Annotated in this window: 16 protein-coding genes; 10 read left to right on the top strand and 6 right to left on the bottom strand. The window is 46.5% G+C overall.

The window, feature by feature from the left end; all coding sequences use genetic code 11:
• Positions 1-14: 14 nt before the first annotated feature.
• On the top strand, positions 15-566 hold the full coding sequence (locus tag ACE3K2_RS17285; RefSeq protein ID WP_421892697.1) for a TetR/AcrR family transcriptional regulator: 552 nt from the start codon (positions 15-17) through the stop codon (positions 564-566).
• A 73-nt stretch (positions 567-639) separates the two neighbouring features.
• On the opposite strand, the gene ACE3K2_RS17280 is transcribed toward ACE3K2_RS17285, so the two are convergent.
• Both ACE3K2_RS17280 and ACE3K2_RS17275 read right to left on the bottom strand, forming a co-directional pair.
• Positions 640-1,227: an imm11 family protein gene (locus tag ACE3K2_RS17280; protein WP_421892694.1), complete on the bottom strand. Its 588-nt coding sequence runs from the start codon at positions 1,225-1,227 to the stop codon at positions 640-642.
• Positions 1,228-1,276: 49 nt separating this feature from the next.
• The gene (locus tag ACE3K2_RS17275) at positions 1,277-2,104 is read right to left on the bottom strand and encodes a helix-turn-helix transcriptional regulator (protein ID WP_421892691.1); all 828 of its coding nucleotides are present in this window, start codon (positions 2,102-2,104) and stop codon (positions 1,277-1,279) included.
• Between the two features lie 126 nt (positions 2,105-2,230).
• On the opposite strand from ACE3K2_RS17275, the gene ACE3K2_RS17270 reads away from it, so the two are divergent.
• From ACE3K2_RS17270 to ACE3K2_RS17260, 3 genes are all read left to right on the top strand, one after another.
• On the top strand, positions 2,231-3,004 hold the full coding sequence (locus ACE3K2_RS17270) for an SDR family NAD(P)-dependent oxidoreductase (protein ID WP_421892689.1): 774 nt from the start codon (positions 2,231-2,233) through the stop codon (positions 3,002-3,004).
• 244 nt (positions 3,005-3,248) lie between these two features.
• A complete protein-coding gene (locus tag ACE3K2_RS17265) occupies positions 3,249-4,220 on the top strand; it encodes a phosphotransferase (protein WP_421892686.1) in 972 nt (323 codons plus the stop codon).
• Positions 4,221-4,269: 49 nt separating this feature from the next.
• A complete protein-coding gene (locus ACE3K2_RS17260) occupies positions 4,270-5,064 on the top strand; it encodes an ankyrin repeat domain-containing protein (RefSeq protein WP_421892683.1) in 795 nt (264 codons plus the stop codon).
• A 69-nt stretch (positions 5,065-5,133) separates the two neighbouring features.
• Here ACE3K2_RS17260 and ACE3K2_RS17255 read toward each other — a convergent pair whose 3' ends face one another.
• The gene (locus ACE3K2_RS17255; protein WP_421892681.1) at positions 5,134-5,520 is read right to left on the bottom strand and encodes a winged helix-turn-helix transcriptional regulator; all 387 of its coding nucleotides are present in this window, start codon (positions 5,518-5,520) and stop codon (positions 5,134-5,136) included.
• 140 nt (positions 5,521-5,660) lie between these two features.
• Here ACE3K2_RS17255 and ACE3K2_RS17250 point away from each other — a divergent pair, with 140 nt between their 5' ends.
• The 4 genes from ACE3K2_RS17250 to ACE3K2_RS17235 all read left to right on the top strand — a co-directional run bounded on the left by ACE3K2_RS17250 (position 5,661) and on the right by ACE3K2_RS17235 (position 12,016).
• The gene (locus ACE3K2_RS17250; protein WP_421892678.1) at positions 5,661-6,014 is read left to right on the top strand and encodes a DoxX family protein; all 354 of its coding nucleotides are present in this window, start codon (positions 5,661-5,663) and stop codon (positions 6,012-6,014) included.
• 1,008 nt (positions 6,015-7,022) lie between these two features.
• Positions 7,023-8,951 carry a carbohydrate-binding protein gene (locus tag ACE3K2_RS17245; protein ID WP_421892675.1) on the top strand — a complete coding sequence of 643 codons (1,929 nt, stop codon included), beginning with the start codon at positions 7,023-7,025 and terminating at the stop codon, positions 8,949-8,951.
• Between the two features lie 34 nt (positions 8,952-8,985).
• Positions 8,986-11,049, top strand: coding sequence for a family 43 glycosylhydrolase (locus tag ACE3K2_RS17240; protein WP_421892672.1), 2,064 nt, complete (start codon positions 8,986-8,988; stop codon positions 11,047-11,049).
• 247 nt (positions 11,050-11,296) lie between these two features.
• Complete coding sequence (locus tag ACE3K2_RS17235) at positions 11,297-12,016, top strand: SDR family oxidoreductase (protein ID WP_421892669.1); 720 nt, start codon at positions 11,297-11,299, stop codon at positions 12,014-12,016.
• 79 nt (positions 12,017-12,095) lie between these two features.
• On the opposite strand, the gene ACE3K2_RS17230 is transcribed toward ACE3K2_RS17235, so the two are convergent.
• Positions 12,096-13,124 carry a hypothetical protein gene (locus ACE3K2_RS17230; protein ID WP_421892666.1) on the bottom strand — a complete coding sequence of 343 codons (1,029 nt, stop codon included), beginning with the start codon at positions 13,122-13,124 and terminating at the stop codon, positions 12,096-12,098.
• A gap of 257 nt (positions 13,125-13,381) precedes the next feature.
• On the opposite strand from ACE3K2_RS17230, the gene ACE3K2_RS17225 reads away from it, so the two are divergent.
• Both ACE3K2_RS17225 and ACE3K2_RS17220 read left to right on the top strand, forming a co-directional pair.
• Complete coding sequence (locus ACE3K2_RS17225; RefSeq protein ID WP_421892663.1) at positions 13,382-15,457, top strand: methyl-accepting chemotaxis protein; 2,076 nt, start codon at positions 13,382-13,384, stop codon at positions 15,455-15,457.
• Between the two features lie 94 nt (positions 15,458-15,551).
• Complete coding sequence (locus ACE3K2_RS17220) at positions 15,552-16,724, top strand: aminotransferase class I/II-fold pyridoxal phosphate-dependent enzyme (RefSeq protein WP_421892660.1); 1,173 nt, start codon at positions 15,552-15,554, stop codon at positions 16,722-16,724.
• Positions 16,725-16,875: 151 nt separating this feature from the next.
• Here the strand turns inward: ACE3K2_RS17220 and ACE3K2_RS17215 are convergent, their stop codons facing one another.
• Complete coding sequence (locus ACE3K2_RS17215) at positions 16,876-18,924, bottom strand: iron ABC transporter permease (RefSeq protein WP_421892657.1); 2,049 nt, start codon at positions 18,922-18,924, stop codon at positions 16,876-16,878.
• The gene (locus ACE3K2_RS17210) at positions 18,921-19,922 is read right to left on the bottom strand and encodes an ABC transporter substrate-binding protein (protein WP_421892654.1); all 1,002 of its coding nucleotides are present in this window, start codon (positions 19,920-19,922) and stop codon (positions 18,921-18,923) included. Before ACE3K2_RS17210 ends, ACE3K2_RS17215 begins: the two co-directional genes overlap by 4 nt.
• Positions 19,923-19,993 lie beyond the last annotated feature (71 nt).

Raw genomic sequence — 19,993 nt, 5'->3', positions numbered from 1 at the left:
TGGACCATGAGAAGATGAAAAACATTATCGCTGAAGCTACTTGGAAAATCATTAGTGAGAAAGGCATTCATCATGCAACGTCAAGAACAATTGCGAAGGAGGCCGGATTATCACAAGGCGCTTTAAGACATTACTTTTCAAAACAAGAGGACCTATTAGCATTTGCAATGGAGTTAGTTAAAGAAAAGGTACTTACTCGGCTGAGCAATCTGAATGCAAGAGAACTGTCGCCTCAAGAAAGAATTGTTGAATACTTGCTTGAGCTAGTGCCGACGGATGAACAGACATTATTGGAAATGGAGGTTTGGTTTGCATTTGTAAGTTATGGAAAAACGCAAAAAGGGTTCGATGCCAATTATGAGGACCTGCAAAACGCAATAAGGAACTGCATTACGTACTTGAAAAATGAAGGTCTTCTGCGCACTACCGATGAGGAGAAGGAACAGGAAAAACTGTATGCCTTTATGAATGGGATGGCTCTCAATTTGTATTTAGAACCGGATAAAATAAATCGAACACGAAGCAAAGAAATGATACAAGACTACATCCATTGGATTATACGTTAAAGGAAAAGTAAAGACTAAAGAGCCCACGTTTTGCGCGGGCTTCTCTGTGCTTTCATTAGATTCATGCAGCATTCTAGATGCTTACATGTTCAACTTCTGTCACGTTCAGATTCAGCTTATGTTTGCGGCATACTTCGTAAAAATCTTTTGAAACAACGGGTTTAAAGATATTGATATAATCCAGCATGAAAAATTCATGCTCGCCAATTCGCTCTTCATGAAGGCAGATCCGAGATACAACTTTGACGATCTTACGCGGAGGCTGTTGTACAGATGCAGCAATGACCGCTTTGCGCCCATATTCCGAACGTTCATAATCGAAAACATCCAAACGATCAAGCTGATGTGCAGTCCAATAGGTTTCCTCCACCGGTCGACCGTCGTGGTAACATACCGTTGTTGGAATAAACTGTGCGTTTGTCTTCCGTTCCTCCAACAGTTTCTTAAAACGATCTGATACATGTCTTGTTCCTGTGATCGTCTCAAAATAATCTACGTTCAGATTGCGCACCGTAGGCAGTAACTCAACCTCTGCGGTTGTCCCCTCTGGCAACGGATTCTCTACCGCCACATAATTCATATCTAATTGGGGAGTGAAAATCGTTCCACCACTAATAAACCCTCTACGTGGATATTGAGATTCCAGAAAATAATAGTTCAAAGAGTGATGTATCCTTTCCGAATGAATGCTTTTCAATTTTTATGCTTGTCTACTCGTGCGTGAAGTAGTGCTGTAAAAGGGATTTTGTTGCTGGATGAGGCATATAAATCATGATTCGCTGATCTGGTTCATTGGGAAATTGAAGGGTGACATGCTCAAATTCAACAACGCCAAAAGTGGGGTGCAAAAGCCTCTTGTAGCCGTCAAGGGAACCTGGCACTTCATGATACTGCCACATCCTCGTAAAATCAGCACTTGTCCTCTTCAAGTCTTCGATTAACTTGTCGAATGAATCATCGTTCAGATAGCGTGCTCTTGACGTTCTAAACTCGGCAATCATTCTCTGTGAGACTCTTTCCCAATCCTCCGATCCTTCCTTCCACACAGGATCGGTAAATTGGCGCCACATCAAATTATAATCATGCGGAGGTGATACCGTATTAATCGTAAATACAGCATCTGCCGCTTTATTCCAAGCGAGAAAATCCCACTTTTTCCCGATGACATAGGCCGGATTAGGATTCAATTCATTCAGCATGTCCTGAATGGAAGAGCTGATTTTCTCTTCCATAATAGTCGATTGAGGAGGCAGTGATTCTCCAGCAAGCAAAAAGAGATGTCTTCGCTCATTGGGTGTCAGCTTGAGCGCGGAAGCCAAGCTTTCCAGTACACCTACCGATGGACGGATATCACGACCTTGCTCAAGGCGTGTATACCAGGAGAGTCCTATGTTGGCGATCCCAGCGACTTCTTCTCGCCGCAAACCTCGTGTGCGACGACGATTGCCAGGCAAAAGGCCGACATCAAGGGGAGAAAGAGAGGCGCGTAAATCTCTTAAGAAATTACCTAGCGCTAAACGGCGCTCACTGTCGTTCAAGTAAAACCTCCCCCTTATCCTATCACTCGTAAACCCATCATCAAGCAGGTTCTCGTGACCATTTAATAGTCAAAGTATACTTAAGCCAGTTGATGAGATCAACAATTCCAGGCAAGGAGAATGAATATGACAACCATTGCAGGACAAATGTTGGCGAGCAAGGTAGTGATGATTACAGGTGCGGGGCGAGGCATTGGAGCGGAGGCAGCAAGGCTGTTTGTACAACAGGGAGCTTCTGTGATGCTCGTCGCAAGAACAGAGTCTGAGTTGCGTAAAGTCAGGGATGACATTGTGATGTCGGGTGGAGATGCTGCCTATTTTACAGCTGATCTGTCAGATGCAAGCAATGTTGAAGAAGCTGTTAAGGCTACAGTGGAACGATATGGCTGTCTCGATGCTGCTTTTAATAACGCAGGCATTGGAGTCACGGTATCATCGCTGGTGGATGAAAGAGAAGAAGACTTCGACCTGATTCAGTCCGTAAATTATAAAGGCGTCTGGCTGTGCATGAAAGCCCAGATTAAAGCCATGATGGAGACTTCAGGTTCAGGTTCCATTGTTAACACCAGCAGCGTGGGTAGTTTGAAGGGGAATCCGGGATTGGGAGCGTACGGGGCATCTAAACGAGCGGTAAACAGTCTGACTCAAACGGCTGCGGTCGAATATGGGCCAGCAGGTATCCGTGTTAATGCCATTGCTCCGGGAACCACAATGACGGATATGATTCAGCAGTGGGTTTCTATTAACCCCGACATCATTGAACAGATTAGTGCTAAGACACCTCTCCGACGTCCGGCTGAACCTATAGAGATTGCTAACGCAGCCGCCTGGTTGCTTAGTGATTATTCCTCTTTTGTTACCGGAGTCGTTTTGCCTGTAGATGGTGGACTTACTGTATAGAATTCGGTGGCTACATTCGAAGTGTCTTACTTGATGTCAACAGAGAGTCAACTTGCATACAAAATAGGGGCCGGGTCACTCACTAGCGTGAGTACCCGACCCCTTGCTTTGATATACATATGAATATACAGACCTTAAGCAACACTTTAACAGATCGAAAAGAAACAGTCTATATTTTTGGAAAAATGTTCTATATATTTAGATTGCTGGCCGGCAAAATACAGATGAAACGGAGCATAAATCAATGATTTCCAACAACCACTTCACTCGTGAAGAATTACAGGATTATGTGTACAATGTATTTGGTGCCGGTTATCTCATAACACAAAGCGCAAGAGTTCATGGAGGCGCACAAAAAGTCATTTACAAAATGGACTTCAAGAATGGGTTCACTTGCCTGTTGTACGTTTGGGATATTTCCAGCAACTACTTTCAGGAAGAGATCATAAATGAACCCATTTTCCACAGTTCATATGGCAGCGAACGCTTCTCATTGAATACTCGCTTTCTCGCACAACATGGAATTCGAACACCTAACTTGTATCACCTAAATAAAGATAGAGATCGGCACGCTTATGATTTTGCTCTTGTTGAGTATGTAGATGGACAGAAAGCCGAAGCCTATTTCCAGCATAAAAATCACAACGATCGGGATATAGTTTTTCAACGAATCAGGGATATGCTGTTTACTATGCATAACATCCAAAGAAATGTTTATGGAAACGCCAACGATAACAGTAAAAAGGCCGAGCCTTGCTACAAAGTTCAGCGTTTGGATGCGGAAACAGTATTATCCTATGCATCCAAGCATATGACCGATATTAGAAAAAATGAAGAAAGGCTGCTTGAGAAACTATCCGAATTGGAAGCCGCAATTCAACCCAGAGAGCTCTATAGTTTCATCCATGGAGAGCTGGGTCCGGATCATATATGGATAGATCATGCGATGCAACCCTGCCTTATTGATATTGAGGGCGCAGGGTTCTTCGATCTCGAACATGAGCATAGCTTTCTGGAGTTTCGATTTGGAGACTTTTATCACCACTTAAAAAATAACGACCTCGACCCGGCGCGGATGACATTTTATCGATTCTGCCATCATTTATCTTTGGTATCCGGAGGGTTAAAACTGCTTCACAGACATTTCCCCGATCAGCAATTCGCTAAAGGTCTTGCGGAGTATCATGCCAGATGCGCAGTTCAGATGCTTATGTGATAAGAACCATAAATATGATATGAATATAAGTCTGGAAGGAGATTTGAGGATGGAATTGATTTACGAAGATGAACGACTTGCCGCGAGCGTCATTCAAGCCATTCACACTGGAGATATCCCATCGTTACAGCAATTGCTGGCAGAGAATCCGGGATTGGCAAAGATAAGAATACTGGAAAGAAATCCTGACAACATCGCTTCAGACTCCAGTATCTCTCGAACGCTGCTGCACGTGGTGACGGATTGGCCAGGGCACTTCCATCATGGAGCGGATACCGTGCGAGTATTGATCAAGTTCGGTGCGGAAGTGAATGCTCCTTTTGTCGGTCCACATATCGAGACACCTTTGCATTGGGCTGCAAGCTCCAATGATGTTCAAGTGCTCGACGCCCTTCTTGATGCAGGCGCAGACATGGAAGCGCCTGGCGCGGTGATCGCCGGTGGTACACCGCTGGACGATGCTATTGCTTTCGCACAATGGGATACAGCCCGACGCTTGGTTGAGCGCGGTGCGGTCTTTGCCCTTTGGCATGCAGCCGCTCTTGGAAATATTCACGCCATACAAGAACATTTTAAAGGAGCCCAACTCCCGGAATGTTATCCTTGGGGAACAAGCACCTCCCCTTCTCCACCCGATGCAGTAACCGTTGCCTTCTGGTGTGCTTGCCATGGAGGTCAAAGAGAAACAGCCGAATACCTGCTTGACCACGGCGCCGAACTGAACTGGATAGCCACCTGGGATGGAATGACTCCACTGGACACAGCAAAACGCAATTTTTCAGCCGAACTGATTCCGTGGCTCGAAAGTCAAGGTGCCAAATCCGCCAGCGAGATTCACAGGTAGATGAATGGCTAGCAAGGAAAGCCCGCAATCTTTGCGGGCTTTTTTAGCATTCGCTTCATACCAAAACGTTTACTGGAATGAATCGATTTTTCGAAGATCGGATGCGTTGGCCCCTACCTCCTCGTCTTCTTTGCCGTAGAGCTTTTCCATATGCTGCACATGCCCGGCTCCCCAGTTGCTCATTGTCTGGAGCACAGGTTTCATGAGCTGTCCGTACTCCGTTATCGAGTACTCAACCTTAGGCGGGATTTGCGCATATACTTCGCGATGCACAATATCGTGATACTCCAGTTCTTTTAACTGCTGGGTCAGCATCTTTTTCGAAATATCTGGAATGGCTTTTTGTAATTCGCTGAACCGCATTGTACCGTTACTCAGCAAGCGCAGAAGAATCAATGATTTCCATTTGCCCGTGAGGATATCCAGCGCCGTTCCAAATTTGCAATACACTGTCATTCTTATTCCTCACTTTCTGACCATGCCACGGTTTACTTTTGGTTACCTGGTTAGGTTTAAGTGCCTACTTCCTGACTGGGCTTTCTCACTTTAGTATAGAGGCAGACATCCAAATTGAACAAGTGAGGGGAAAAGAAAAGATGAATGTGACGTTATGGATCATACAAATCATATTGGCAGTAGGCTTCGTTTTTTCGGGATGGATGAAAACCATTCGTATTGAGTCGTCCAAAAAGACATGGGCTTGGGTCAATGATGTGCCAAAAAGTCTAGTTGTTCTGATCGGAATCGCGGAGCTACTTGGAGCGCTGGGCCTTGTTTTGCCTTGGGCGCTAAACATAGCTCTGGTGCTTACCCCGATCGCCGCGATTTCTCTGGCAGGGGTCGCACTTCTTGGGATGCTGTTTCATATTTGGCGTAAAGAGTACCGGGAGCTCGGCGTGAATATCTTTTTTATCGTTCTTGCATTGATCATAGCCTATGGAAGACTATAAAGGAACCGAGTGGCCGATCTGATATGCTTGATCTGTTGTTGTAATCATATGTAGTCGATTATCCCTTCTCCACTATTTTGCTCATCTCGTCCAATTGTCCATCAACCGCGAGAGGTGTGTGCATTCACCATTTGTCGTAGGATACCTTATGTACGTTTCTATTACGAACTATATTCAAGCCTTTCCATACTTCCGAACGACACAACTTGCGAAAGGTGGCTTCGGCACGCGGATTTTGCCCATTGACCATGATGAACAATCGATCCGCGTCATAAACAATATCTTTGCTGCAGACATTTAGATCATTGAGAGGTCCTAACAGAATACACACCTGTGTACCGACGAAGCCTGCGATTTGATCCAATAGCGCCATGCTCTACGAATTGTACTCACAAATAAACAGGGACTTCTCACCATGATGGTAAGAAGTCCCTGTCTATGAGTAATTATCCAAACGAATTCCCTTGCCGCTGTGTATCACGTGAAACCATTCTGCAACATGTTCTTTACCATCAATCCCAATGTTAAACACATATAATAATGATCTTCTTCATCCTTTACTAAAAAATAGAAAAAGATTGTATTATCTTAAAATTGTGATATGATATCGTCAAGTTAATAAACATTTTAAAGAAAATATGAAAAATAATTACATTTAAACGCAACTATACCTCTTTCTTCGCCAAATTTCAGTCTTCTAACCCATTTTATTGAAAGCGATTACAAAAAGAAACCTGACAGATTATAGCTTTTCTAATCGCACAAGCAGATGCAATTTTACTTCGGGTTATAGCCACTCCCTTGTCGCCGTGACCATGTAAACGGTGCACAGGTGGCCGTATGGCTTAAACCATATAAACAGCATGAAGACTTAACCTAACAGCCAACCTAACAACTATTCAAGAAGGGGGTGACATAAGGGACAACTCTTCATTTTTTTGACATTTCATCATCTCAGCTATTCTGATTTTCGGTTACCACTAATCCAATCTCATGGAGGCGAAACGTATGATCCGTAAACCGTTAGTTTTTTTGTTGTCGTGTCTGCTCATCTTTGTCACCTTACCCGTTGAATCGAGCCATGCAGCCAATGCTGCCGTTGCCAAAATTCCTGGTAATTCCAACCCCCTTATTGATCATAAACTTGGAGCCGACCCTTATGTGCTTGTCCATAACAATCGGGTGTATGTCTACATGACAGGTGACGCATATCTGTACAACAGTGACGGATCTGTAAGAGAGAATCAGTACAGCACAATTGGGAAAATAAACGTCATCTCTTCCGCTGATATGGTGAACTGGACAGACCATGGTTCCATCCCTGTAGCGGGTGCAAATAATGCCAATAATGGACAAGGGATTGCCAAATGGGCTACCCAATCCTGGGCTCCTGCCATGGCAAAGAAAACCATTGCCGGCAAAGAAAAGTTTTTCCTGTATTTTGCCAACTCGGGTGGAGGTATTGGCGTGCTGACGGCGGATTCCCCCATTGGACCGTGGTCTGATCCACTTGGTCGTGCCCTCCTGACTCACAGTACACCGGGTATGTCTGGCGTAACCTGGCTCTTTGATCCGGCTGTACTTGTCGATGATGATGGCTCTGCTTATTTGTATGCTGGAGGTGGCATTCCGAACGATACCAATGCTGCTTCCATTGCCAATCCCAAAACAGCTCGGGTCATTCGTCTCGGTGCCGACATGACCAGTGTGGTAGGCAGTGCAGTTACGATTGATTCTCCTTATATGTTCGAAGATTCCGGCATTCATAAGTATAACGGCAAATATTACTACTCCTACTGCATCAACTTCGCGGGAACTCATCCCACGGCATATCCAAAAGGTGAGATCGGATACATGGTCAGCGACAGTCCGATGGGGCCTTTCACATATAAAGGACACTTTCTGAAAAATCCTGGCACCTTCTTCGGCGTAGGGGGCAATAACCACCATGCCGTGTTTCAGTTCAACAACGAATGGTATGTAGCGTACCATGCGCAGACGGTGAGTCGAGCATTTCTCGGTGAAGGCAAAGGATACCGTTCCACACATATCAACAAACTGACACATAATGCAGATGGAACAATCCAGGAGGTTCAAGGAAATATGACAGGTGTACCTCAGACCACCAACCTCAACCCGTATGTCCGCGTGGAAGCCGAAACCATTGGGTGGCAAGCAGGAATTACCACTGAACCGAGTCAAGCGAGCGGTGGACCTGTAGCCAATCAGAATGTAACGAATATTCATAATGGGGATTGGATCGCAGTTGGCAATGTTGATTTTGGCTCAGCTGGAGCCTCCAAGTTCAAGGCCAATGTTGCTTCTACCGGAAATGGCAACATCGAGATTCGACTGGACAGTCCGACAGGTCCTCTGGCTGGAACACTTAACGTAAGCTCAACCGGGGGTTCGCAGACTTGGCGCGAGCTGGAGACCAATGTTACCAACGCAACGGGTGTACACCGTTTGTATCTGGTGTTTACAGGCGCAGGTAGCGGAAATCTGTTCAATCTGGACTACTGGCAGTTCACATCCGGTTCGGGCGGCAACCCCAATCCCAATCCTAACCCATCCGTTACTCGAATCGAAACGGAAAGCATGACACTTGGCGGTCAATATGCCGGTGTGATCAGCTCCCCTTTTAATGGAGTAGCACTCTACGCAAACAACGATTATGCAGCATACAATCAATATTATGCCTTCCCGACCCATCATTTCTCTGTCCGCGGTGCTTCCAACAACAATAATACAGCCCGTGTCGATCTTGTCATTGGGGGTGTAACAGCAGGTTCATTCTACTTTACTGGTACACAGCCGACCGTACAGACCCTGTCGAACATCACACATGCTACAGGCAACCAGGAAGTCAAGCTAGTCGTAACAACGGATAATGGCACGTGGGATGCTTATATTGATTATCTTGAACACTCGCAATAACGCAAAGGTCAGGATAGATTTGGGAGGACAAGTTATGTGGAAAAAAATCAGTACGCTTCTGCTCTCTCTTCCGTTATTTGTGGCATCGCTGTCTGGGACAAGTCCCACTGCTTCAGCCGCAACATTCAGCAATCCGGTGATTTACGCGGATGTTCCTGACAGTGACGTCATTCGGGTGGGCAATGCCTTTTATATGACAAGCACAACGATGCATATGAATCCGGGAGTACCCGTCATGAAGTCTTATGATCTGGTCAACTGGAGCATCGTAAACTATGTATATGATACGCTCGGAAACGGGGATATACAGAATCTGAACAACGGACAAAACGAGTATGGACGTGGTTCCTGGGCGAGCAGCTTGCGGTACAACAACGGAATGTATTATGTAGCCTTTGGCTCACTTTCCACGGGCAAGACGTATATTTACCAAACCAGCAATATTGAAACAGGACCATGGACACCTTACACATTAAACAGTTATTACCATGACCCCTCCCTTTTGTTTGACGGGAATCGAACCTTTCTTGTTCATGGCAGTGATAACATCAGTATCATTGAGCTGACATCTGATGCTAAGGCTGTCAAGTCTGGCGGGCTCAATCAGGTCCTGATTCCAAACGCAAGCAATGTAGCCGGCTCCAATATGATTGTGAAGGCAGAGGGAGCACACATTCAGAAGATCAATGGTAGGTATTATGTATTCCTGATTGCCTGGCCTTCGGGTGATGGACGCATTCAGCTTGCCTATCGTGCAGACACATTGACAGGGCCATACACAGGTAAAGTTGTCCTAAGAGACTCGGGCATTGCCCAGGGAGGCATCGTGGATACCACATCCGGTGCATGGTACGGCTTGCTGTTTCGAGATAGCGGGGCCATTGGGCGCATCCCCTATCTTGTTCCGGTGACGTGGTCGGATAACTGGCCTGTGTTTGGGGTGAACGGCAAAGTTCCCCTGACCATGAATATGCCCGTTGAAGGTCAGCCTGCTTCCAAAATCTACGGGTCCGATGAGTTTAACACAGCCACATCAGGCCCCCCCTCAGTAACACAACTGTTAGTGAACGGCGACTTTGAGGAAAGCACCATTCAGCCGTGGTCCAGCAACAATACGGCAACCATCAACTTAACAAATGCCGAAGCTTTTAGCGGTACCAAAAGCCTGCTCGTCAGCGGCAGACAGCAGACAGCAGGCGGTGCCAAACAGATGTTAACAGGCAAGCTGGTACCTGGAGAAACGTACTCTTTTTCGGCTAAGATCAAATACACCGCTGGTCCCGCAACCAAAACGTTCAATCTTAGCATCCAGAACGGTGCAAGTTATACCGGAATTGGCATTATGGGCAGTGCAACGCTAACCCGCGGACAATGGGGCACTCTTCAAGGTACGTATACTGTTCCGTCGAATGCAGACCTGTCCCAAAGCTTTATTTTTGTGGAAACACCGTATAACTCGAATCCGGACCAGACCAATGATCTGATGGCATTTTATGTGGATGACGTCTCCCTGACGAGCAATTCATCCACCGCCACCTCTGGACTAGCCCCATTCTGGCAGTGGAATCATAACCCCGATCCTGCCAACTGGTCCCTGCTCCAGCGGCCCGGTTTCATGCGGTTAACTGCAGGCAAAATCAGCAAAAACCTGTTGGAAGCCCGCAACACGTTGACACAACGAACCTTTGGTCCCAAAAGTACAGGGATTACGGCTTTGGACACAGCAGGCATGAAGGATGGTGATTATGCCGGACTTGCTGCTTTTCAGGCCAGATATGGTTTTGTCGGCGTAAAAATGACAGGCAGCACCAAATCCATCGTTATGGCAAATGCCGGTTCCGGCACCATGACCGAAGTAGCAACCATGCCATTGAACCAGAACAGAATCTATCTCCGCGTCATCTGTGATTTTACGAATCAGACCGACAAAGCCTACTTTGCTTATAGTCTGGATGGCAGCAACTGGACAACCATTGGCAATACACTTCAAATGTCTTACACCCTGCCACACTTTATGGGATATCGGTTTGCACTATTCAATTATGCAACGAAGTCTACCGGAGGATATGCAGATTTCGATTATTTCCGCGTAGAATAAATGTGATTTTATTCGGTTATTAATTTTTCACTTATTGATTAGGACCTGGACTTCACCATGTGTGGAGCCAGGTCCTTTTCAGTACATTTCTTATGAAGAGCCTCACCTTTTAAATTCCAACAATCCCGAATCTTGATAAGCATGAAGCATACCTCATTTAAACTTCATGTTCCATATATCACCTCTATAGTAAGATATAAAGTAATGAAAATACTTAAACATTTCTAATCTGTAAGGAGGGTTTCATGTGAAAAATATAATTGTCTTCGGTGCAAGCAAAGGATTGGGCGATGCCTTCGTCCGTGGTGTGCCACAGTCTGGTGATAAAGTTTGGGTGGTCTCCCGGAGCAAGCCGGAAAGCCTGACCGTGGAGGATGGCGTCCAGCGAATATGGATTCAGGCTGATCTTTCCGAGCTTCAAGCCGCGGAACATATTGCCAGCCAGCTTCAAGGCGAGACGTTAGATGTGCTTATTTATAACGTGGGGATCTGGGAAAAGGAAGGATTTGAAGAGCACTATACGTTTGATCGGGATGAACCCGCAGATATCAGTCAGCTGATCCATGTAAATGTGACTTCAACGATTGTATGTATACAGGCTTTACTGCCTCAGCTCCGCCAGTCTGAAGCAGGCAAGATTATCCTGATCGGTTCAACAGCCGGTTTGAGCAATGCAGGCAGCAGCCAGGTTTCATTTGTCGCCTCCAAATTTGCCATACGGGGTATTACAGAAGCTTTAAGAGAGCATACGAGAGAGGACCGCATCGCGGTGACATGTATCAACCCGGGAGAACTGGCGGCAGAAATCCCGTATGAAGACGGAATGGAACGTGCACTCGCCGAGTATCACGGGACCCGTATTCCCCTACAGGACATGGTCGCCATCGTTCGATGTATTATCAGCTTGTCCAAAGCGGCCTGTGTGAAAGAGATCAACATACCCGCATTAACGGATACGAATACTTAAATAGTAATGACATCTGCCTGCACAACCGGTTCGTTCAGTGCGGGGTCGCTATGTATACATACGCTGGACTGAAGACCGTTTACATTAATACATGCGACAAGTGTGCAATGCCTATGGAATTCATGCGTTCATGCTCAGGAATATTTTCATATAACAAATTCGACTTTCCTGCCTTGGTCAGGTGATCACGCATAGCGGCAATCCGTCCTTTGTTCACATCAATATAACGAAAATCGATTTGGCGCAAGTGCTCCAGCCCGGTCAGTCCAGCAAAAGAATCCGCCTTGAGCGCCGTATTGATATCTTTCAGTTCAATGGCCTCCAACGTACGGGCTGTCCATAGATATTCGGTATCCCTCAACGATTTCATATAGTCCAGTTCGAGCTGTCTGAGAGAGGACATATGGGAAAAGTCACATAACTGCTCCAGCTTGGGCAAGGACAGATGCAGATATTCCAATCCGTGCATCTGTTCGAGTCCCTGGACACTCGTCAGCTTGCGAACCGAACTTAGCTTCAACATCGAGATGGTCGACTCTGTCAATATATCCAGTCCCCCTTTTAACTCACCATGATCCAGGGACAGATATTGAAGCATAGGTAACTCGGCCAACACATCGAGTGTTTCAATGGAGCAGTTCAGTATTATCGTATTGAGACTTAGGCATGCTGCAATGGAAGCAAGATCTTTGAATTTGCCACGGAGTTCAAGAAAGGTTAATTGATTATAGTGTTTAATAAAATCGAGGCGGGTTGGCTTTGCAGTTGAAATCAATCTTAGAAACTGCATTTGCTCCATGGCGCCCAATATCGTCAGGTCTTGTGCCTGTAATAGATCAAGCTGTAGGGCAGATACATGCTTCAACTGGGCAAGTCGCCCCAGAAATCCAGATGAATATGCTGCTTTAGGGTCTACATTCGATATGTGAAGAATCAGATCAGGCCGGGCAGCGAACACATTTGCATCCAGTTCGGCAAGATCCTCAAATGTATCTGCGCCAAAGCGAAAATGAACTGTTGCTCTGCGGCGTAACAGATGCACCGCCTGGTGCATCTTTTCGGCATTCCATGGAACCCCCTGTATCGAAGCATGCCATGTCTTATTCACAGATAATCCCCCTTTTTCCACGCCTATGGTTCCAATTCATTCCATTATAAACAACATTACCTGGATGAACCACCAACGGACCCTGTTTTTTTCATACCTATCCTATTTTCATCCCTTTCATTTTTCTCATTTTCTCAGCCCTTTCCTTCCCGTTGCTTTCAGGATTATTCGACAGAAATCTACAGAAAACTATAGAATATGCCGACATATAACTTAGGCGTTTTGAGCTTTTTATTAATCATCTGGGGAGATGGAATATGTCGAACATATTGAACAAGTGGGGAAAAACGGGAGCACGGACTTCCAGCATGGCAAATACGTTGTCCATTGTGCTGCTGGTCATTATCGTAGTTGTCTTTAGCGTGCTGGGGACATATATGTTCGCAAGCACACGAAACATTCTTGTGAAACAGCAGGAGTCCATGCTCCAGACCAAGACACAAGCCATTGTGAGTGAATTTGATGCGTTATTCAAGGAAAAGGGCGCGCTGGTCAAGCAAATGTCCACCAACACATTGTTTAGGCAATACATAGAAACAACAGCATCTGCAACGGATGCCGCAAGTTCAACCTACGCTGCAGAAACACAGGCGACACTGGCCGCTATCGTTAAGGCAGAGCCTTCGTTTGCTGATGCCTGGGTCGGGGGGCTGGATGGAAAAGGCTTCTGGATTCAAAATGATGGTGTCGTATCTGCACCAGACTTTGAAATCCAGTCTCGTCCATACTACAAACCGATTATCGATGCAGACGGACTTTATTTCTCTGATCCATACATTGATATTGCTGCAGGCGATGTACTTATGGGTATCTTTTATCCCATCAAAGACGACAACAACAACATGATCGGCTTCGCCGCAGCGGATATTGCATTCAAGGATATTCCAGCCATCATGGAGAGTTATTCCCTTGGTAGCACGGGCTATTCCATGCTGCTGTCCAAAAGTGGAGAGATTCTGTATCACCCCGACCAAGAGAAGGTTCTGAAGGAGAACATCCTCGATAGTACGGGGGACATGGGGGAAATCGGCAAGAAAATGCTTGCCGGTGAGAGCGGCGTACAACTGATGAACGACAATGGGGAACGTCGTTATATCGGCTACGCTACGAGCAAGGATACAGGATGGTCCGTTGGTCTGACCATATCCGAAGAAGAAGTTCTCGCGGAACTAAAAACATTCACGTGGATTACGCTTGGCGGTTTTGCTGCTGCTACCCTTCTGCTTGTTATCATCTGTTACATTACTCTTCGCCGTCTCTTACGCTCTATACCGCAATTGCTGGCCAAGATCAAGCAGATTGAACAAGGTGACCTGACTGTGAAACTGGATATCAAGTCTACTAATGAGATTGGGCAGATTGCCACAGGCTTGAATTCCATGGTACAGAAAATTCAGAGCATGCTGCAAATGGTCGGCAGTTCGGCGCAGGTTCTGAACCAGTCGTCGAATGATCTTCAAGCCATCTCTTCACGAACGGCTGTGACCATGAATGACACATCGACAGCTATTAACGAAATAGCCAATGCAACGAATTATCAGTCCATCGAAACGGAAAATATTTTACGCAAAACAGGCTCATTATCCAGCCAAATCGATGAAATTGCTACGGATGCGCAGGCTATGGAAACAGTCGTGCAGACATCTGCCGATCAGAGCAGCCAAGGGCTTGCGGTCGTGGAACAATTATCGAAATGGTCCGAGGAGAATCATCAGTCCACATTAGCGGTATCCTCTATTATTCAGGAGATTGACCTGAGCCGGAATGAAATATCCAGTTTTGTGGATACGGTCAAACAGATTGCCTCTCAGACGAACCTGCTCGCCTTGAATGCCTCCATTGAGGCTGCACGTGCTGGCGAACATGGAAGAGGATTTGCTGTCGTTGCCGAAGAGGTCCGCAAACTTGCCGAACAGACCGCTCAGGCAACGGAGGAAATCAACAAAAAAGTGAATGTGATTGAAGAGAAAACAACCCTGTCGGTTGAACATACCATGCGCGGTATGAAGATTGCGGAGGAGAATGCCAAATCCGTGGAAGATACCAAGCATGTATTCTTTAGCATTAACCAAGACCTGAAAGATCTGCAGCAACGTATGATGCAGATCACAAGCAATACCGCCAATGTACACAAGCACAAAGACGAGATTTTCCAGGCACTGGAGATTATTTCTTCCACCACAGAGGAGAACTCGGCATCGACGGAAGAAGTAAGTGCCAGCACACAGGAGCAGCTGGATAGTATTCAACAGGTAGCTGATCTGTCGAAACAGTTGAACCAGCTATCTGGCAAACTGCAAGACGAGCTAAGCCAGTTTAAAGTAGAGTCATGATCCGCAAGATTTCCCCTGCTCTTCTCTTTTAGTCGCTGTCCATTTATTATTAATGAATATGTGTACGAAGAGGATTGGAGGCTGAATCATCATCATGAACTTTGCCAAACGAATGGATCATTTCAACGAAGGAATTTTCACCCGGTTGCTGGAGATCAAGCGCCGCAGACTGGAGAACGGCCAGCCAGTTATTGATCTCAGTGTGGGTACGCCGAATATCCCACCTGCACAGCATATTATAACTGCACTATGCGAGGCCGCAGCTGATCCGGCCAATTATATATATGCAGTGAATGATCAGAGTGAGTTGCTGCAAGCTGCAAGCGATTGGTACAAGCAGCGCTATCAGGTCGAGCTGGACCCGGCAACACAAATCTGTTCCTTGCTTGGTTCACAGGAAGGACTCGCACATATATCCCTCTCCATTGTAGATGAAGGTGATCTGGTGCTGGTCCCTGACCCTTGTTATCCCGTCTTCGCGGATGGACCTCTACTGGCAGGTGCAGAACTGTATTATATGCCGCAAAAAGAAGAAAACGGGTATGTTATTCAGCTTCAGGATATACCGGAAGATATCGCTCATCGAGCAAAATTCATGCTGGTCTCCTATCCGAACAATCCGACTACCGCGATGGCACCGGATCAGTTCTATCTCGACCTGATTGCCTTTGCCAAAAAGTATGATATTATCGTGCTTCACGATAACGCGTACAGTGAACTCGTATTTGATGGAAAGTCATGTGGAAGCTTCCTCGCGTTCCCTGGCGCCATGGACGTCGGTGTGGAATTCAATTCCTTATCCAAAACCTATGGCCTGGCCGGAGCCCGAATCGGCTTCTGTGTGGGCAATACAACCATGGTCTCCATGCTGAAAAAGCTAAAATCCAATATGGATTACGGCATGTTCCTGCCCATCCAAAAAGCAGCAATTGCCGCCATTACCGGAGATCAATCCGAGGTTGAACGAGTCAGAGCTATATATGAACAGCGCAGAGACATCCTCTGTGAGGGCTTCAGCAATCTCGGGTGGCCTATTGCCAAACCGGAAGCAACCATGTTTGTCTGGAGCCGCATTCCCGCTCACTACGACAGTTCGGAGCAATTTGCCATGGATCTGGTCACACATGCGGGTGTCATTGCAACCCCAGGCAGTGCCTTTGGTCCTTCGGGCGAAGGTTATGTTCGATTCGCGCTTGTTCAGGATGTTGAAGTATTACAGCAAGCTGTGGAATCCGTTGATCACAGCGGGATTTTGAAATCCAGCTAACAGGAACACCGCTAGAATGTACTCAACCATAAATCCCCTCAAGGTCTACAGAGAGTATGAGCTTCACGTTGGATAACGTGATCTCTACTTCTTATAGACCTGAGGGGATTTTTGTCATTTGGTGTGGAACCATACATTCCGTTCCAACATTTTATACCGACTTGCGCCAGTTAGAACGATACATCAGATACAGGAAGTACGGTGTTCCAATGATTGCTATGAGTATGCCTGATGGAATCTCTGTTGGTGCCATAACGGTTCTGCCGATGGTATCGGCGAGCACCAGCATGACTGCACCCGCTAATGCGGATAGGAACATGGATCGTCTTAACTTATTGCCCGTCAATAGCCGTACCATATGGGGTGCAATCAGACCGATAAAACCGACAGTTCCTACACAAGCAACAGCACCTGCTGCAAGTAATACACCAACTGTCATGGCCAATAATCGTGTACGACGTACTCCAAGACCAAGCCCAGATGCACTATTGTCGTCGAATACCAGCAGTTCGAATCTGCGTGCCAGCCACCAAGCCACCGGTAACAAAATAACTAAAAATAATCCGATAACCTTCACCTGTTCCCAGGTACGAGCATAGGTACTTCCTGTCAGCCAGATATATCCACTGCTACCGTATACCGCACCACGGACAATCAGAATCTGAATCCCTGCTCCAGCAATGGCAGACATCGCGATCCCAAGCAATACAACCGCAGATGGATTCAGTCCTTTTTTCCAGGAGAGGGAGAACACAATCACTGCAGCGATGGCTGCGCCGACGATTGCCGCAATCGGCAGTAAGTATGCCGGAAGACCCGGCCATAAGATGATGACCATCATCGCTCCAAGCCCTGCACCAGAGGACACCCCGACAATTGAAGCATCCGCCAGCGGGTTACGTACCGCCATTTGAATCAGCACACCGCTAATGGCCAGTGCTGCCCCCGCTCCTGCGGCCACAAGTGTACGCGGAATCCGAAGCTGAACCAAGGCGGAGAACATTCCATCCGACTGGAATAAGCTCGGCAACAGATCAGCCAGCGGAATTCGCATCCCGCCAAACATTGTACTGAGCAGGATAAGCGCAATGGTAATGACTGAGAATAATACAGCCATCGGGCCAAATGCAAAGCGACGTGAAGGTGCTCCTGTGCTCATCGAAGAGGCCGTACCTGAGCCGTTCGCTGCCTTCATACGTGTAAGGACAAGCCAGATGAGCCATGGTGCACCAATGATCGCCATAACCGCACCTGTCGGCAGCTCCATGCTGGAGTTACGCACCATTTTGGCAAGTACATCCGCCCCAACCAGGAGTGCTGCGCCCCATATGAACACACCGGGTAACAGTAGTCGGTTGGAGCGTACGCCGCTCAATCGAACCAGATGTGGCGCAACCAGTCCCACGAAACCAATCGGTCCAATCACACTGACGATGACTGCAGCCAGTAATACCGCGAGAATTAAGCCACCCGATCGAGCCAATCCTACCTTTTGACCCAAGGAAGAAGCCGTTGATTCATCCAGCTCCAGCATATCCCACTGTCTGGACAAGATTAACGCGAGAAGGGTAATGCCAATCACCCAAGGCCAGGCATAGGTCACACCACTCCAGTCATTCTGGACAAGTGTTCCGGAGCCCCAAAGAAATAACCCTTGCGTCTCCATGGAGAAAAAAATATGTAATGCGCTTGTAAATGAACCAAGCACCATCGATACAATCATGCCAGATAACGCAAGCCGAACCGGGCTTGATGTTCGTCCGCCGCCCATGAAATAAGCCGCAAATGCTGCCAACAGACCTCCAAGAGCTGCGAAGAGAAAAGGCGACTGGCTTAACAAACCTGGAAAAGCAATAGCTCCCAGCACCACCACAAAGTACGCGCCTGCATTAATGCCCAGCGTATCTGAAGCAGCCAGTGGATTACGAGTAATCGTCTGTAACAAAGCACCCGCAATAGCCAGTGCCCCACCTGCAAGAATACCAATGACTGTACGCGGCATACGCAAATCCCAAACCATATTGTGCTCTAATGTATCCTGTCTTCCTGAAAGTGCATCCCAGACGACATGCAAAGGAATAGCTGCCTCTCCATAACACAGACTTACAAAAAAAAGCACGATGAGAGCGGTTAGACCGCCCCCATATATGCTTATTGTGCGCCAATTCATCGTTGGCTTAGAACCTTGAACCGAACTCATTTGGTAATCGCCTCTACTACGCCATCAACCAGTACTTTGGAGGAAATCGGTCCACCAAATGTCCATGTTGTGCTATCCAGTTGATATGTGCGTTTTTCCTTCACAAAGTTCAGTCCGTTCCAAACCGAATTATCTTTCATGGCTGTGCCAAAGACGTCATCATCTGGCTGTGTAATATAAATGAAGTTACTGTCCTGCACATCGGATAAGGATTCAATGCCTACTGTAGAGAAGCCATAGTTTTCAACTTTCTCGGGCTTCCAATCGTTAACCAATCCAATTTTGTCCAAAGTACCAATCACAACCGAGTTATCGGTAAACATACGCAGGCTGACTGCATTTTGATATGTGAAAGCTTGTGTCAGTGCAAAGTTGAAATTTTCTTTACCCGCGGCAGCCAGTTTTTCTTTGGCTTCTACATAGTGCTGATCGAGATCACTAAGAACTTCTTTTGCTTTGTCTTCTTTACCGAGAGCTGTAGCAATGGTATTAAAGATCTCTGTCATTTTGTCATAATTATAGCCATCACCATCATACGGATCGAATTCAATTGTTGGTGCAATTGCATTCAGTTGATCGTAAACCGCATTATTATTATCAGCGTTAGCAATGATCAGATCCGGCTTCAATGCAGCAATAGCTTCCAGATTCGGTTCACCGCGTGTTCCGATATCCGTTACACTGTCATCCAATGCTGCTTGGGATGTTACCCACACTTTATAATTAGCGTTATCCGCATTACCTACTGGTTGAACTCCCAGAGCAACAACATCTTCTGTATATGTCCATTCAAGTGTAACTACACGCTCTGCAGGCTTGTCCAGCTTAAGTTCTCCACGTTTATGCTTCACGGTAACAGGGCCTGCTGTTTCTTCAGCTGGAGCACTACCCGAATTCGTACCTTGACTTGTATCTGTTGTTGTCGTGCTTTTACCACAACCTGCCAAAACCAGCACAAAGGCCAGCATGATCAACAATCCGTTTAACCCTTTTTTCATATCTGTATCTCCCCTGTTTGTATGTATTTATATGATAACAATTATCATTATCACTATTGGATTATGCCGTA

The organism is Paenibacillus sp. (genome assembly GCF_048976745.1).
In the GTDB taxonomy this organism is placed as follows: Bacteria; Bacillota; Bacilli; order Paenibacillales; family Paenibacillaceae; genus Paenibacillus.
The sequence above is the reverse complement of the archived record's forward strand: the minus strand, read 5'-3'. Positions and strand labels throughout refer to the sequence as shown.